The 13,230-nt window shown below is 60.4% G+C and carries 14 protein-coding genes; 8 read left to right on the top strand and 6 right to left on the bottom strand.

Annotated elements, in window-relative coordinates; translation table 11 throughout:
* Nucleotides 1–60 precede the first annotated feature (60 nt).
* The 3 genes from ABIB38_RS03555 to fdx all read right to left on the bottom strand — a co-directional run bounded on the left by ABIB38_RS03555 (nucleotide 61) and on the right by fdx (nucleotide 3,068).
* Nucleotides 61–246, bottom strand: a complete 186-nt coding sequence (locus ABIB38_RS03555) for a hypothetical protein (RefSeq protein ID WP_109343464.1) — start codon at nucleotides 244–246, stop codon at nucleotides 61–63.
* The gene (locus ABIB38_RS03550) at nucleotides 243–2,660 is read right to left on the bottom strand and encodes a heavy metal translocating P-type ATPase (RefSeq protein ID WP_370659806.1); all 2,418 of its coding nucleotides are present in this window, start codon (nucleotides 2,658–2,660) and stop codon (nucleotides 243–245) included. The genes ABIB38_RS03555 and ABIB38_RS03550 overlap by 4 nt, the downstream gene beginning before the upstream one ends.
* A gap of 69 nt (nucleotides 2,661–2,729) precedes the next feature.
* A complete protein-coding gene (gene fdx / locus ABIB38_RS03545) occupies nucleotides 2,730–3,068 on the bottom strand; it encodes an ISC system 2Fe-2S type ferredoxin (RefSeq protein WP_109343465.1) in 339 nt (112 codons plus the stop codon).
* A 497-nt stretch (nucleotides 3,069–3,565) separates the two neighbouring features.
* On the opposite strand from fdx, the gene ABIB38_RS03540 reads away from it, so the two are divergent.
* The 8 genes from ABIB38_RS03540 (at nucleotide 3,566) to ABIB38_RS03505 (ending at nucleotide 10,012) form a co-directional block, all read left to right on the top strand.
* On the top strand, nucleotides 3,566–3,994 hold the full coding sequence (locus ABIB38_RS03540; protein WP_040778120.1) for a hypothetical protein: 429 nt from the start codon (nucleotides 3,566–3,568) through the stop codon (nucleotides 3,992–3,994).
* Between the two features lie 534 nt (nucleotides 3,995–4,528).
* Nucleotides 4,529–5,896, top strand: coding sequence for a TolC family protein (locus tag ABIB38_RS03535; RefSeq protein ID WP_005670877.1), 1,368 nt, complete (start codon nucleotides 4,529–4,531; stop codon nucleotides 5,894–5,896).
* Nucleotides 5,897–5,914: 18 nt separating this feature from the next.
* Nucleotides 5,915–7,306: a multicopper oxidase family protein gene (locus tag ABIB38_RS03530; RefSeq protein WP_109343467.1), complete on the top strand. Its 1,392-nt coding sequence runs from the start codon at nucleotides 5,915–5,917 to the stop codon at nucleotides 7,304–7,306.
* 23 nt (nucleotides 7,307–7,329) lie between these two features.
* A complete protein-coding gene (locus tag ABIB38_RS03525; protein ID WP_005670881.1) occupies nucleotides 7,330–7,773 on the top strand; it encodes a DUF411 domain-containing protein in 444 nt (147 codons plus the stop codon).
* 32 nt (nucleotides 7,774–7,805) lie between these two features.
* Nucleotides 7,806–8,162, top strand: coding sequence for a copper-binding protein (locus ABIB38_RS03520; protein WP_005670883.1), 357 nt, complete (start codon nucleotides 7,806–7,808; stop codon nucleotides 8,160–8,162).
* A 75-nt stretch (nucleotides 8,163–8,237) separates the two neighbouring features.
* Nucleotides 8,238–8,603 (top strand): copper homeostasis periplasmic binding protein CopC, encoded by a 366-nt coding sequence (gene copC, locus ABIB38_RS03515; protein WP_005670885.1) that lies wholly within the window; start codon nucleotides 8,238–8,240, stop codon nucleotides 8,601–8,603.
* Nucleotide 8,604: 1 nt separating this feature from the next.
* On the top strand, nucleotides 8,605–9,543 hold the full coding sequence (locus ABIB38_RS03510; RefSeq protein WP_109343468.1) for a copper resistance D family protein: 939 nt from the start codon (nucleotides 8,605–8,607) through the stop codon (nucleotides 9,541–9,543).
* Between the two features lie 25 nt (nucleotides 9,544–9,568).
* Nucleotides 9,569–10,012 (top strand): YybH family protein, encoded by a 444-nt coding sequence (locus tag ABIB38_RS03505; RefSeq protein WP_005670889.1) that lies wholly within the window; start codon nucleotides 9,569–9,571, stop codon nucleotides 10,010–10,012.
* 312 nt (nucleotides 10,013–10,324) lie between these two features.
* Here the strand turns inward: ABIB38_RS03505 and ABIB38_RS03500 are convergent, their stop codons facing one another.
* From ABIB38_RS03500 to ABIB38_RS03490, 3 genes are all read right to left on the bottom strand, one after another.
* A complete protein-coding gene (locus tag ABIB38_RS03500) occupies nucleotides 10,325–10,774 on the bottom strand; it encodes a DUF305 domain-containing protein (RefSeq protein ID WP_005670891.1) in 450 nt (149 codons plus the stop codon).
* An 80-nt stretch (nucleotides 10,775–10,854) separates the two neighbouring features.
* Nucleotides 10,855–11,223, bottom strand: a complete 369-nt coding sequence (locus tag ABIB38_RS03495) for a c-type cytochrome (protein WP_370659810.1) — start codon at nucleotides 11,221–11,223, stop codon at nucleotides 10,855–10,857.
* A 337-nt stretch (nucleotides 11,224–11,560) separates the two neighbouring features.
* Nucleotides 11,561–13,063, bottom strand: a complete 1,503-nt coding sequence (locus ABIB38_RS03490) for a calcium-binding protein (RefSeq protein WP_005670894.1) — start codon at nucleotides 13,061–13,063, stop codon at nucleotides 11,561–11,563.
* Nucleotides 13,064–13,230 lie beyond the last annotated feature (167 nt).

The following is a 13,230-nucleotide window of genomic DNA, read 5'->3' as shown; positions in this document are numbered from 1 at the left end:
CCTCGCCCGCCTGAGCACATTGTGAGTCCGCCGCAGCCAGACGATCAGCGAAATTGCGCACTACCTGCTCTTGCCGGCCCTGCCAGGCTTCCTTCTGCCACGCGTATTGGTTTCTTTCGCCCGGCTTTTGCGGCCGCGACGTCGCTGAACCTCGCCGTAAGCGATGAACCCGGCCGCGATGATGCCAAAGATAACCCCGACCAGTACCGTCAGATCCCGCATCTCGTCCGTAACAACCAGGTTCATGTGGTACTTCCCCTCAAGCGCAGTGCATTACCGATCACCGATACCGAACTCAGGCTCATGGCCAGCGCGGCGATCATCGGCGATAGTAGCTGCCCGGTGAAGGGATAAAGCAGACCTGCGGCCAGCGGAATTCCCATGGCGTTGTAAACAAAGGCGAAGGCGAGATTCTGCCTCATGTTGCGCACAGTCTCCAACGAAAGAAGTCGCGATCGCGAAATGGCACGCAAGTCGCCCTTGATGAGTGTGACGTGTGCCGAATTGATGGCGACGTCAGTACCGGTACCCATTGCAATCCCAACGTCCGCTTTCGCCAGCGCCGGGGCATCGTTAATGCCATCGCCGGCCATTGCCACTACCTTGCCCTGTTGCTGCAGCCTTTCGACCAGGGCCAGTTTATCCTGTGGCGTGACCTCTCCGTAGACCTCCGAAATCCCGAGCCTCGACGCGACCGCCTTCGCCGTGGTCACGCCATCTCCGGTCGCCATCACCACCGTCATGCCGGCATCGCGCAGCGTCGCCAGCGCTTCCGGCGTCGTCGCCTTGACTGGATCAGACACCGCGATCAGGCCGACAAGCTTTCCCTGAAGTGCCAGGTACATGACGCTTGCACCGACTTGTCGAAGCTCTTCCGCGGCCTTCTGTAGTGGCGTCCAGTCGACCTTTTCGGTGTCCATGAGCGCCGTATTGCCCAACGCAACCCGCTCGCCCTGCACTGTGCCCCGTACACCGATCCCACTGGACGATTCGAAGGTTTCAGGCTTGTGCAGCGGCAGATTCCGCCTGCGTGCTTCCGCGACGATGGCGTGTGCCAGCGGGTGCTCGCTCCCCTGGTCGATACTTGCCGCGATCCGTAGAACATCGACTTCCTGGAACCCGGGGGCAGCGATCGCCCGGTCGAACGCAGGTTTCCCTTCCGTGAGCGTGCCGGTCTTGTCGACGATGAACGTATCGACCTTGCGCATCGCTTCGATCGCCGCGGCATCGCGGAACAGCACGCCCTGGGTGGCGGCGCGGCCTGTCGCGGCCATGATCGACATCGGCGTCGCCAAGCCCAATGCACACGGGCAGGCGATGATCAGGACCGCAACGGAGTTTACGAAGCCGTAGACCCAGCTGGGCTCGGGCCCGAACAGCCCCCAACCGATCAAGGTAAGCAGCGCGACGGCCACGACGACGGTGACGAAATAGCCGGCCACCACGTCGGCCAGGCGCTGCATGGGCGCCCGCGAACGTTGCGCCTGCGCGACCATCTGCACGATCTGGGACAGCATGGTCTGCGATCCCACGCGCTCGGAGCGAATGACGAGACTGCCGCTAGTGTTGATGGTTGCGCCGATGACCTTGTCGCCGGGGCGCTTCGTCACCGGTAGCGGCTCGCCAGTGAGCATGGCTTCGTCCACCGCGCTTTCGCCCTCCAGGACCACCCCGTCGACCGGCACCTTCTCGCCAGGCCTGACCCGCAGCGAATCGCCGATGTGGACGTGCGAAAGCTCGATGTCTTCCTCGGTGCCATCGGCGCGGATCCGCCTGGCCGTTTTCGGCGCAAGGCCGAGCAAGGATTTGATCGCAGCCGATGTCTGCGAGCGTGCACGCAGCTCGAGGATCTGACCGAGCAGGGTCAGCGAAACGATGACGGCGGCGGCCTCGTAGTAGACGCCGATACGGCCGTGCATCGCGAAGTTCGACGGAAACAGGCCCGGGAACACGGTCGCAACCAGGCTGTAACCATACGCCGCGGCGACCCCGATACTGATCAAGGTCCACATATTGGGGCTGCGATTCTTGAACGACTGCGCACCACGGACAAAGAAAGGCCACCCGGCCCACAGGACGACCGGCGTGCTGAGGACGAGCTCGATCCAGCTCTGGTAAGCAAGGCCTCCGCTGAAGATCCGGTGCCCTGCCATCGCCAGGATGGTGACGACGACCGTCAGCGGCAGCGTCCACCGGAAACGACGGCGGAAGTCCTCCAGTTCCGGATTCTCTTCATCCTCCAGCGACGGCAGCATCGGCTCCAGGGACATTCCGCATATCGGACAATTACCCGGGGTGGCTTGCTGGATTTCCGGATGCATCGGGCAGGTGTAGATCGTCCCTGGCGGCGCCTCGGGCATAGCCGCGGGGGCGCCTTTCTCCGTATAGCTGGTGGGATCGGCGCGAAACCTGTCCATGCACTTCACGCTGCAGAAGTGATAGAGGACGCCGTCGTGCTCGACGCGCCGATCCGGCCGGTCGGCAACGTTCATCCCGCATACGGGATCGGTATAGGGCTTATCGGACGCAGCAGTCGGATGATGTTGGGATGCACCGGCCATGCTTGCACCGGAGGCGTCGACGGCATGATGCCCGTGCGCGTGGTGGCATTCGTGGCCCTTCTGCTGGTGACCGACGTGATCATGCACTTCATGTTTCATGGCAGCTCCAGTAAAAACCATTGTCCTCGCGCGGCCCGCCTGTCGCAAGCGGTGCGCGACCTGTGATGTCTATCCGTTTTCCTTGGCGTGATTCAGGGAATACCGTGGGATCTCGACCGTAAGATCCGCCTCCGCGACAATGGCCTGGCACGACAACCGGGACAAGTGCTCCACGCCCCATGCCCGGTCGAGCATGTCTTCCTCATCCTCGCTCGCTTGGACGAGGGACGAGTATCCCTCCCTTACGATGACGTGACACGTCGTGCAGGCACCAACCTTGCCGCATGCATGCTCGATGTCGACGTCATTCTCCAGCAGCGCGTCGCAAATGCTGGTGCCGGGAGCGGCCACGATCGATGCGCCGGAAGGCGCGCACTCAGGATGCGGTAACACAGTAATTCTAGGCATGTGCCAACTCCTTTCCGGCACCTGGACTGCGGTACCGGCAGAACAGACAGCGTGGTGTCACTGGCGTCTCGTCCGAATCGGAAAGGGCACTCCCTGCCTGCTTCGCACGCGCGAAGTCGCGCAGGCCTGTACTTGGCATTGCGGCCACGCGCTTGTCTGAGCTGTGGGCCTCGCGACGGGTGGATTCATACATAAAACGCCTCCGGAAAGTGGACTATTCCACTGTAAACCTTCCAATGATGGAAAGGTCAAGCGGAATTTCCGCTGAACGAAGGCGCAGGTAGCGGCATGCCTTCCAGGGTGAAGCGGCGCCGCGTGCGACGTAGGAAAACACTGCGCGTCCATTTCCGATTCTGGAAGAAGTCCGACGACCCATGCTGTGCGCTGACGCACCCTGTTTGCATATCTCGCCAATGCGGCGTACCTGTCGCCCTGACTTTAGTCAGCCTTAAGAGCTGCTTCAGGCCAAAAAATGTCGTGCTATACTCGCGACACCTATGAACCGCGCACTCAAGACATTTCTGGTTTGGCTCCTGCTGGCCGTGCTTCCGCTGCACGCGCTTGCGGCCAACCGTATGTCGTGCGGCCCGGCTCACCAGCAGTCCAGCCAGATTTCGATTGATCCGGGCATGCAGTCCCACGAGCACATGGCCGATGCGCACGCTCATCACGGTGGCGAGCATGCAAGCCAGTCGGACGACTCCCTGGTCGACGCCGATCCGGCAGACTCCAAGGCAGGTAAAAAGCCGCACTCCACCTGCAGTGCGTGCTCCGCGTTCTGCCTGGGCGCCGTCGCGCCACCCTCCACTCATTTCGCTGTCCCGGCTTTCGACGGCTCCAACGCAGTCGTCGTTGCTCCTGCGGCCTTCGCCGTTGGCTTCATCCAGGACGGCCCTCAACGCCCTCCCCGGCACCAATCCGCTTAATCGTAACAAGAGCTGACCCGCTGTCCTTTGGCGGCGCCGTCGTCGCTCTTGAGCACTCGTGCGTGCCCGTGCACGCCCTGTTACCGATTTTGAGGATTGTCCATGACCTCCAAGCTTTTGGCCGCCGCTATAGGCGCCTTGCTGGTCCTGCCGATGTACGCGCACGCCCAGCAATCCCGTCCGCTGCCAGACCCTGCAGACCCCGCCGTCGCAGTGCCACCGACCGTGTACGAATCGGTCATCACCAGATCTTCGCCGGCGCCGCAGGCCGACCAGGCCACGCCTGACAAATCCTGGCGCGCCGCAAACGATGCCGTTGCCGGAGCGCCGGGACACGCGGGACATGGTGCCCACGGCGGTGAACAGAATCACCACGGCCATAAAGAAGCGCCGGCTCCGTCCGCACCAGCGCCCACGTCGCCAGCGAAGCCGGCCAGTCCTGCGCCTGTGGATCACAGCAAACATCATTAAGCCGAACACATAATGACAACAAAGCTTTCAATTCCCACAATGCGTGCCGTCGCGGCAGCTGCCATGGCCCTCGCGTTGAGCGGTTGCGCGACGTTCTCCAAGGACGGCGGCCTGGACGCAGTCTCATCCTTGACCGCCGAGCGCACCGGCCAGGACGTTCGCCTGCCCAAGACGAATGCCAATGGCGCGGCCATCCAGGACGAGCTGAACCAATTGCTGAAACAGCCGCTCACCGCCGACAGTGCCGTTCGCATTGCCCTGATCAACAACCGGGGCCTGCGCGCCTCGCTCGCCGAGCTGGGTGTCGCCGAGGCGGACCTGGTGCAGGCGGGCCGAATGGCTAATCCAGGTTTCAGTTTTGGCCGCATGTCCGGCGGCGGCGAAACGGAGATCGAACGCAGCGTCATGTTCGATCTCGTCGGTTTGGTGACCATTCCGATCCGCCGCGATATCGAGTCGCGCCGCTTCGAGAGCGCCAAGCTGGTCGCGGCAACCGAAGCGGTCCGGCTCGCGCTTGACACTCGCAAGGCCTACTTCAATGCTGTTGCCGCTGTGCAGTCGGCGCGCTACGCAGAGCAGGTCCGCGAGGCGGCCGGCGCGAGTGCCGAGCTGGCGCAACGCATGACCAAGGTCGGACACCTGAGTGCCCTTGACCAGGCGCGCGAACAGGCATTCTCGAGCGAAGCCTCGACCCAGCTTGCGCGCGCGCGCCACAATGCGACCGCTGCGCGCGAGCAGCTTGCGCGGCTGATGGGTGTGTGGGGAGAGAACACGACGTTCCAGCTTCCCGACAAGCTGCCGGAGCTGCCGGCGGCGCCACGTGAGGCAGGCAATATCGAGTCGCTCGCCATGCAGCAGCGCCTCGATGTGCGCCTGGCAAAGCTTGGGACCGAGTCGACCGCGCGCGCCCTGGGACTGACGAAGGCAACCGGCGTCATCAACGTGCTCGACGCTGGCTACGTCAACAAGAGCACATCCGGCGCGCCACGTGAGAACGGTTACGAGATCGAGCTCGCCCTGCCGATCTTCGACTGGGGAGGCGCACGTGTCGCAAAGGCCGAGGCGCTGTACATGCAATCGGTCCACCGCACCGCCGATACCGCCATCAATGCCCGGTCGCAGGTCCGCGAAGCGTATTCAGCTTACCGGACCACCTATGACGTCGCCAGGCAGCACCGCGATGAGCTGGTACCACTGCGCAAGAAGATCTCCGAAGAGAGTCTGCTTCGCTACAACGGCATGCTCATGAGCGTGTTCGAACTGCTGGCCGACGCACGCGCACAGATAGCGGGCGTGAACGCGGCCATCGATGCCCAGCGTGATTTCTGGATCGCGGAAACGGATCTGCAGGCCGCCATCAGCGGCAGCGGCGGTTCGTCGCTCTCCATGGCTTCCTCCGCCGCGTCCACCGAAGCCGCCGCCGAACATTAAACAAGGATTGAATCAGCAATGAGTTCTCGTCGAGATTTTTTCACTGGCGCAGCCGCCCTGGTCGGCGCCGGACTGGTCAGCCGCGCTGGCGCGGCCACCCTCCCGGAAGCCCCGGTCATGACCAGCGCCGCCACGCAGCCGCCACCGCCGCCGCCCAACGGCAGGCCGTATAACCCCGTCGTTACCCTGAACGGCTGGTCGCTGCCCTGGCGAATGAACAATGGCGTCAAGGAGTTCCACCTGATCGCCGAACCGGTCGTGCGCGAGATCGCGCCCGGCATGAAGGCGAACCTGTGGGGCTACAACGGGCAGAGCCCGGGGCCGACCATCGAAGTGGTCGAAGGTGACCGTGTGCGTATTTTTGTCACCAACAAGCTACCGGAGCACACCAGTATCCACTGGCACGGCCAGCGCCTGCCGAACGGGATGGATGGCGTCACAGGCCTGAATCAGCCGGGCATCCAGCCGGGCAAGACCTTCGTCTACGAGTTTGTCGCCCGGCGCCCTGGCACCTTCATGTACCACCCGCATGCCGACGAAATGGTCCAGATGGCGATGGGCATGATGGGATTCTGGGTCACGCACCCGAAGAATCCGGCCCACCACCGCGTCGACCGCGATTTCGTGTTCCTGCTCAACGCTTACGACATCGAGCCGGGCAGCTACACGCCGCGCGTGAACGAGATGCTCGACTTTAACATCTGGACCTTCAACAGCCGCGCCTTCCCAGGCATCGACACCATGAACGTGCGCCAGGGCGACCGCGTGCGCATCCGCGCCGGTAACCTGACGATGACGAACCACCCAATCCACCTGCATGGCCATGAGTTCGAGGTCACCGGCACCGATGGCGGCTGGACCCGTCCGGAGTCGCGCTGGCCGGAAGTGACGACCGATATCGCCGTGGGCCAGATGCGCGCCATCGAGTTCATCGCGGACGAGCCGGGCGACTGGGCCTTCCACTGCCACAAGTCGCACCACACCATGAACGCGATGGGACACGACGTGCCGAACCTGATCGGCGTCGACCACCGCGGCGTCGCCGAGAAAATCACGAAGCTCGTGCCCGACTACATGGTGATGGGCGAGAAAGGCGGCTCGATGGGCGACATGGAAATGCCGCTCCCGGAGAACACCCTGCCGATGATGACCGGCCAGGGTCCCTTCGGCGGCGTCGAGATGGGCGGCATGTTCACCGTGCTCAAGGTGCGCAAGGACCAGAAGCCGGGCGACTACAAGGACCCGGGCTGGTACAAGCACCCCGCCGGCACCGTCGCCTACGAGTGGAAAGGCGAGCCGCCGGCCGCAGTGCGCAGCCAGAGCGCGGGCGGCCAGGCGATGCCCGCTGCCAAGCCTGGGGACGTCGAAGTCACCGTCCGCAAGCCGACCAGCCACAAGGGTCATCACTGATCGCAACAGGAAAGGACGAACCCATGATCCGACGACTAGCAAGCAAGATCGCGCTCGCCGCTGCATTGTGCGCTCCGGCGCTCGCAATGGCGGCCGCACCGGTTATCGACGTCTTCAAGAGCGCCTCGTGCGGGTGCTGCACCGCTTGGGTGGAGCACCTGAAAACGAACGGCTTCCAGACTAGGGTGGCCAACGTCGACAATCCTTCGGACTACCGCGAACGTGGCGGGATCCCGAATGAACTCGGCTCTTGCCATACCGCGATGGTAGGCGGTTATGCCATCGAAGGCCACGTCCCTGCCAGCGACATCAAGCGCCTCCTTGCCGAGAAGCCCAAGGCAAAAGGGCTGGCAGTTCCCGCGATGCCGCTCGGCTCTCCGGGCATGGAGGGCCCGCGCAAGGATCCGTACAACGTCCTGCTGGTACAGGCCGACGGCAGTACCAAAGTATTCAAGCACTACAACTGAACAGTATTTCCTCACGAACGAAAGGAATGAACATGAACGCACTCTCGAAACTGACTCTCGCAATCACCCTGGCCGCCGCAGCGTCCGTTGCCACCGCCCAGAACGGCGCGCACAGCGCCCATGGTGCTCATGACGCTCATGCTGGCCACGCGGCGCCGGCGACGGCTGAACTCACCGATGGCGAAGTCAAGAAGATCGACAAGGAAGCCGGCAAAATCACGCTGCGCCATGGCGAATTGAAGAACCTCAACATGTCAGCGATGACCATGGTGTTTCGGGTTAAAGACCCGGCCATGCTGGACCAGGTAAAGGCGGGCGACAAGGTCAAGTTCGCAGCCGACCGCGTCAACGGCGCGGTCACGATCGTCCAGCTCCAGGCGGCCCAGTAAGCCCACCGAGCCCATCCATCAACCGGAGGCTCGGTACGCTTGAACCGCGTTTGGCGAGCCTCCCAGGAGACCAGCATGAAAATCAAATCTTTCTTTGCAGCGGCAGTAGCGGTAGCCGGACTGGTGGCGACTTCCGCCGCGTCCGCACACGCCAAACTCGAGTCGTCGTCGCCACAAGCGAATGCGATAGTGAGCCCGGCGCCTTCGCAAGTGCGCCTGCAGTTCAGCGAGCAACTTGAGCTGCCATTCAGCAAGGTCAAACTGGTTGACGAGAAAGGCGCGGTCGTCGAGGCAAGCAAGACAGCCCTCGACGATGCGAATCCCAAGGTGCTGGTCGCCACCGTTCCGGCCCTGCACTCCGGGGCCTGGCGGGTTCAATGGTCCACGGTTACACGGGACGGTCACAAGGTCAAAGGCCAATTCGACTTCCGGGTAAAGTGACATGGAGGCTGACCTCGCACTGGCACAACGCTTCGTCACGGTCGTCCTGAACCTGTCGATGGCCATACTTGTCGGCGCCAGTGCAGCCCATATCTGGCTGCGCAGCGCACGGTCGGCATGGGGCATCGGCATGGTTCCGCGACTGCGCAAGCTCATGCTTCTTACGGTCTCGGCGGCAGCGGTGGCGTATGTCGCGGTCCTGTGGCTCGAAGCGGCATCTATGGCGGAGGTTCCGATAAGCGAGGCTTTTCCCGCAGTGCGGTCCGTCATCACCGCGACGCATTACGGACTCGCCTGGATGATCGGCGCAGCGGCGCTGCTCGTCGTTGTCTTCACCCTCCGGGCACACCATGGCGAACGGCCGGGTGCCGCAGCCGCGCTGGTGCGTGCGGTTGCCCTGGGCGTACTGCTCTATTCGCGCAGCATGGTGAGCCACGCCGGCGCCGCTGGCGACTTCACCTGGGCTGTGCTCGTCGACTGGGTCCACCTCGTGTTGATCAGCATCTGGATCGGCGAAGTCATCGTGGCCGGCCTGGTCACGCTGCGCACCCAGCCTGAATGGGAGTCGAAGAACCGCGGCGAATGCGCACGCTTCGTGAAGTCGCTGTCGACATCGGCTACCGTCGCCCTCGTCGGCATCTTCATCACGGGTGTGCTGAGCGCCTGGCGCGGACTGGGAAGCTTCGAGAACGCATTCGGCAATCCCTATGGGACGACCCTGCTCATCAAGATCGGACTGGTGCTGTCCGCAGCGGCACTGGGTGGCCTGAACCGGTTCGTCGTGATGCCCCAGTTGCTGGCACAACTGCGCAAGCCAAAGCCGGAAGGCGGCGCCGATGGGAGGTTTGCTCTCATCCTTCAGGTCGAGGCATGCATCCTGGTGGCCGTACTCGTCGCAGCAGCCGTCCTGAGTTCCACCTCACCGCCGACGGCGTCGTGAGGACTTCATCTTCCAAGGAATAATAATGAAAAAGAAAACCATTCCAGCGCTCGTCCTGAGCGCTGCACTCTTCGCGGTCTCCGCAGCGAGTCTGGCGGCGTCACCGAAAGAGGCGCTCGCAGCCTTCCATGATGCCCTCACGAGCGGCGACAAGGCGAAAGCACTCAGCCTGCTGTCCCCGGAAATTGCGATCTATGAATCGGGCTACGTCGAGCGTTCGCGCGATGAATATGCGAGCCATCATCTGGGCGGCGACATGGAATTCGCAAAGAACTCGACGCGGAAGGTACTGAAGCAGACCGAACGCATCGATGGCAATACTGCCGTCGTGTGGGAGGAAACTGAAACCACGGGCACTTCTAAAGGCAAACCAGTGCACGTATTCGGAACAGGCACGGCGGTCCTCGAAAAGAAGGGCGATATCTGGTCCATCGTGCACGTGCATTGGTCCTCTAGGAAGGCTAAGTAATCGCAAGCCTTGCGCCTGATACTTCGAAACGAGGAGCATTGCTCCTCGCTTGTACAGCGAAATCTGACGGCGAATCCAGCAAAACACAGTGAACTCAGCATCAGATGTCCCCTGTTGTGATACGCGCGCAGCGATGTACGCAACGCACAACAAGATGGCGCTTACCTGAAAATCAGCCTCTACCGCGCTCTATCTCCTCGTTTGCCTCGAATCACTTCCGCTTTTAAAAATTGGACCTGAACAAAGACATTCCGTGTCTCGACGGTGTCTTACACATATTTTTTTGGCAAAAAATTCAGATCTCGCAGCGTTTCATTTTCCCTCAAGCTCTAGAATAAGAGCTTTCATCTCCGCTATTTCCCTCCTCTGCGATTCGACGATTTGATCAGCGAGTTTCTGCACGCGTGGATCGGAAATATTCGCTCGCTCACTGGTCAAGATCGCAATCGAATGGTGAGGAATCATTGCCTTCATCCAAGACACGTCATCGACTGTGCTCTGACTGCGTGCCAGCCATAACGCCACCGCAAACAATACGATGCTGCCGACAAAGATACCTACATTGAGCCTATTATTTGAGTACATGCCGAGCATAAATCCGAGCATAACTACCGCCATTGCCGCGCCCATCACTAAGGCCATATACAGCCGAGTTTCGCTGAAAAATATATGCGCCGACTCATAGACGTTCAAATACATCAAGCCAAACATTACCACCGTAGATGCTGCAATCATCGTACCGAACCGCAAATAACTATTCATGGCTACTCCTGTCATGTTGAGTGAAAAAATCTTCAGGCTCGAAGATTCATCAGTGCGAGTGCTTTTTATGGAATAAACTGCTAGTGCGAATGAGCGGGGGAATCTCCATTCGCATGTGTCGAACTCGGGTTACTGTTGTGCTCCGCGCGACCACTAAGATCTTCGTACTGCTCGATTGAATATTCAGGGAGCTTCTTGAGAAAAGCAACGATATCCCATAGCTCTTTATCGCTGTGTGTCGCTCCCCACGCAGGCATCCCTGTCATCTTGATACCGTTCTTTATAATCCAAAACAAACTCTCGTCTGACTGATGGCTATTTTCTTTGGTAAATAAAGGTGGTTGCGGATTTAACCCAAGGTGTATTGGCGTTGGCTCGACACCAGGCCCGAGATGACATATCTGGCACATTGCTGCGTACGACCTCGCGCCGTTCTCGATTCGTCGCATGTCAGCGAGATCGGCAGGGACCCTTATACTGTCGTCACGACGATCAATTGACTGGTTGCGCGTAGTTTCAAGCGCCCAACGGACTGGCGCCGTATGCATATCATTTGCCGCAATATTATATAAGCCAGAGTATATAAACGCGAATCCAGCGGCAATTACTATCACGGCCGCCAGAAGCAATGTTTTCAATGCCACCATCAGTCACCTCAAAGAACGGAAACTTAAGTTGTGTTTTTACCTTCCCCGATACTACGCTAATAGCAATTTTAAGCAGTGACATCTAAAGCATTAAAAGATGCCTAAGATGTCACTGACAGCTCATGCAAGGCGTTTCGCCTTACAGCGGGAAGACGTAATTAGAGCCAACCGTACTTACCCCAGCGATAAAGGCAGGCTCTTCATTAAACATGAAGTCGGACTGGCGTAGATCCGCCATATAGACACCCTGCAGCAAGACCGAACCGTCCGCCGCGCCATCCCCATTCGTGTCCCACGAGATCAAGGCACCAGCCGTCGCATCCTGGACAGATACCTGGTCTGGCATGATGTCGATGAATGCGATGTGATCGAAAGCCCCTTGGGCAGCACCACGCGCTTCGAAGTCAAGTACGACATCGTTACCGCTGTCAGGCATGACCATGAATGCGTCTGCGCCAGTACCGCCGCGTATGGTATCGTTACCCATGCCGCCTTCAATCATGTCGTGACCAGCGCCCGCATCGATGACGTCGTTACCGTCCCCTCCCATGACCTCGTCTTCCGCATCGCCACCGTCAAGTTGGTCATTACCCATCCCGCCGTCGAGCCTATCAGACCCTGCGCCACCTTCCAGGCTATCGTCGCCTGCGTCGCCTTGGAGGATATCGTCACCACCATTGCCGAAGAGCTGGTCGTTGCCATCGCGACCAAAAAAGTGATCCCATGTCTCGGCCCCATCGAAGGTGTCTGCGACCTCCGTACCTACTTTCACCCTGTAGGTTTCATCACCGGTAAAGCCGAACTGCACCGGTGTATCACGCCTTAACATTGCATCAGCGATGCGATCAAACGCTGGATTGCTTCTGTCCGAACCGTTAATCACAGGTCCTTCTTCGCTCATAGTCGGCCGCTCAGGCGTAGGAGCGTCAGCCGGGCGTGAGGAGGGTGGAAGCTCAGGAGACTCGGCAAACATGAAATCGTCTTGCGATAAATCCGCCTTTGTCACTCCATTCATGAGCACCGAACCGCCGTCCCAGCTGATCTTGACACCGTCGGGAGTGTCGGCAAACGAAAGGTCCGCCCAGCTCAGGCCGTTGATCGCGAGGTGATCGAACATTCCTGGCCCAGCAGTGAAGTCGCGAATGACGTCATTGCCGCTGTCGGGCGAGATCATGAAAGCGTCCGCGCCCAAGCCCCCGATCAGGATGTCGTCGCCGGCGCCGCCGTTGAGGTCGCCATGGCCCTCGCCCTCGTCAAGCAAGTCGTTACCCGCTCCTCCCATCAGACCGTCTGCTTCAGCACCTCCATACAACCGGTCATTACCCATCCCTCCCATCATCCGGTCGCCACCATCGCCGCCGACGAGCAGATCGGCGCCTGCGTCCCCGAAGAGATTGTCTTCACCAGCACCGCCATCGAGCGCATCATCGCCGCCCAGGCCCCACAGATAATCACGCGTTTCGCTGCCCGACAATGTATTGACTGCGCCAGTGCCGACACGGATTGCATAGTCATAAGGGGCGCTACCAGCGTCGAAATCAAAAGAGATGCCATCACGTTTTGCGTGCTGTGCTCCAACCCGCTCCAATGCCCGGGCGCCCGCATCCTGTGCATCCTTTGCCCTGTTCATGTTATTTGCCATAATCTGCTCTCCTTGAATGCAATACTTGTTCCAAAAAGGGGCTACAGTCGGTTTTCATCCCATCGATGACTGGGTAATCCCCCCGCAAAAAGAGCGCGATCAGAAGTAGAATTTTCTACTTAAGATACAGAAAGCTCTACATGAAGACCTCCCGTTTTACCGACAGC

The organism is Massilia sp. UYP11, from assembly GCF_050434805.1.
In the GTDB taxonomy this organism is placed as follows: Bacteria; Pseudomonadota; Gammaproteobacteria; order Burkholderiales; family Burkholderiaceae_D; genus Telluria.
The sequence above is the reverse complement of the archived record's forward strand: the minus strand, read 5'-3'. Positions and strand labels throughout refer to the sequence as shown.

Coding starts and splice junctions, on each gene's coding strand:
- ABIB38_RS03555 (WP_109343464.1), bottom strand. CDS start 246: ATGAACCTGGTTGTTACGGACGAGATGCGGGATCTGACGGTACTGGTC.
- ABIB38_RS03550 (WP_370659806.1), bottom strand. CDS start 2,660: ATGAAACATGAAGTGCATGATCACGTCGGTCACCAGCAGAAGGGCCAC.
- fdx (WP_109343465.1), bottom strand. CDS start 3,068: ATGCCTAGAATTACTGTGTTACCGCATCCTGAGTGCGCGCCTTCCGGC.
- ABIB38_RS03540 (WP_040778120.1), top strand. CDS start 3,566: ATGAACCGCGCACTCAAGACATTTCTGGTTTGGCTCCTGCTGGCCGTG.
- ABIB38_RS03535 (WP_005670877.1), top strand. CDS start 4,529: ATGGCCCTCGCGTTGAGCGGTTGCGCGACGTTCTCCAAGGACGGCGGC.
- ABIB38_RS03530 (WP_109343467.1), top strand. CDS start 5,915: ATGAGTTCTCGTCGAGATTTTTTCACTGGCGCAGCCGCCCTGGTCGGC.
- ABIB38_RS03525 (WP_005670881.1), top strand. CDS start 7,330: ATGATCCGACGACTAGCAAGCAAGATCGCGCTCGCCGCTGCATTGTGC.
- ABIB38_RS03520 (WP_005670883.1), top strand. CDS start 7,806: ATGAACGCACTCTCGAAACTGACTCTCGCAATCACCCTGGCCGCCGCA.
- copC (WP_005670885.1), top strand. CDS start 8,238: ATGAAAATCAAATCTTTCTTTGCAGCGGCAGTAGCGGTAGCCGGACTG.
- ABIB38_RS03510 (WP_109343468.1), top strand. CDS start 8,605: ATGGAGGCTGACCTCGCACTGGCACAACGCTTCGTCACGGTCGTCCTG.
- ABIB38_RS03505 (WP_005670889.1), top strand. CDS start 9,569: ATGAAAAAGAAAACCATTCCAGCGCTCGTCCTGAGCGCTGCACTCTTC.
- ABIB38_RS03500 (WP_005670891.1), bottom strand. CDS start 10,774: ATGAATAGTTATTTGCGGTTCGGTACGATGATTGCAGCATCTACGGTG.
- ABIB38_RS03495 (WP_370659810.1), bottom strand. CDS start 11,223: ATGCGACGAATCGAGAACGGCGCGAGGTCGTACGCAGCAATGTGCCAG.
- ABIB38_RS03490 (WP_005670894.1), bottom strand. CDS start 13,063: ATGGCAAATAACATGAACAGGGCAAAGGATGCACAGGATGCGGGCGCC.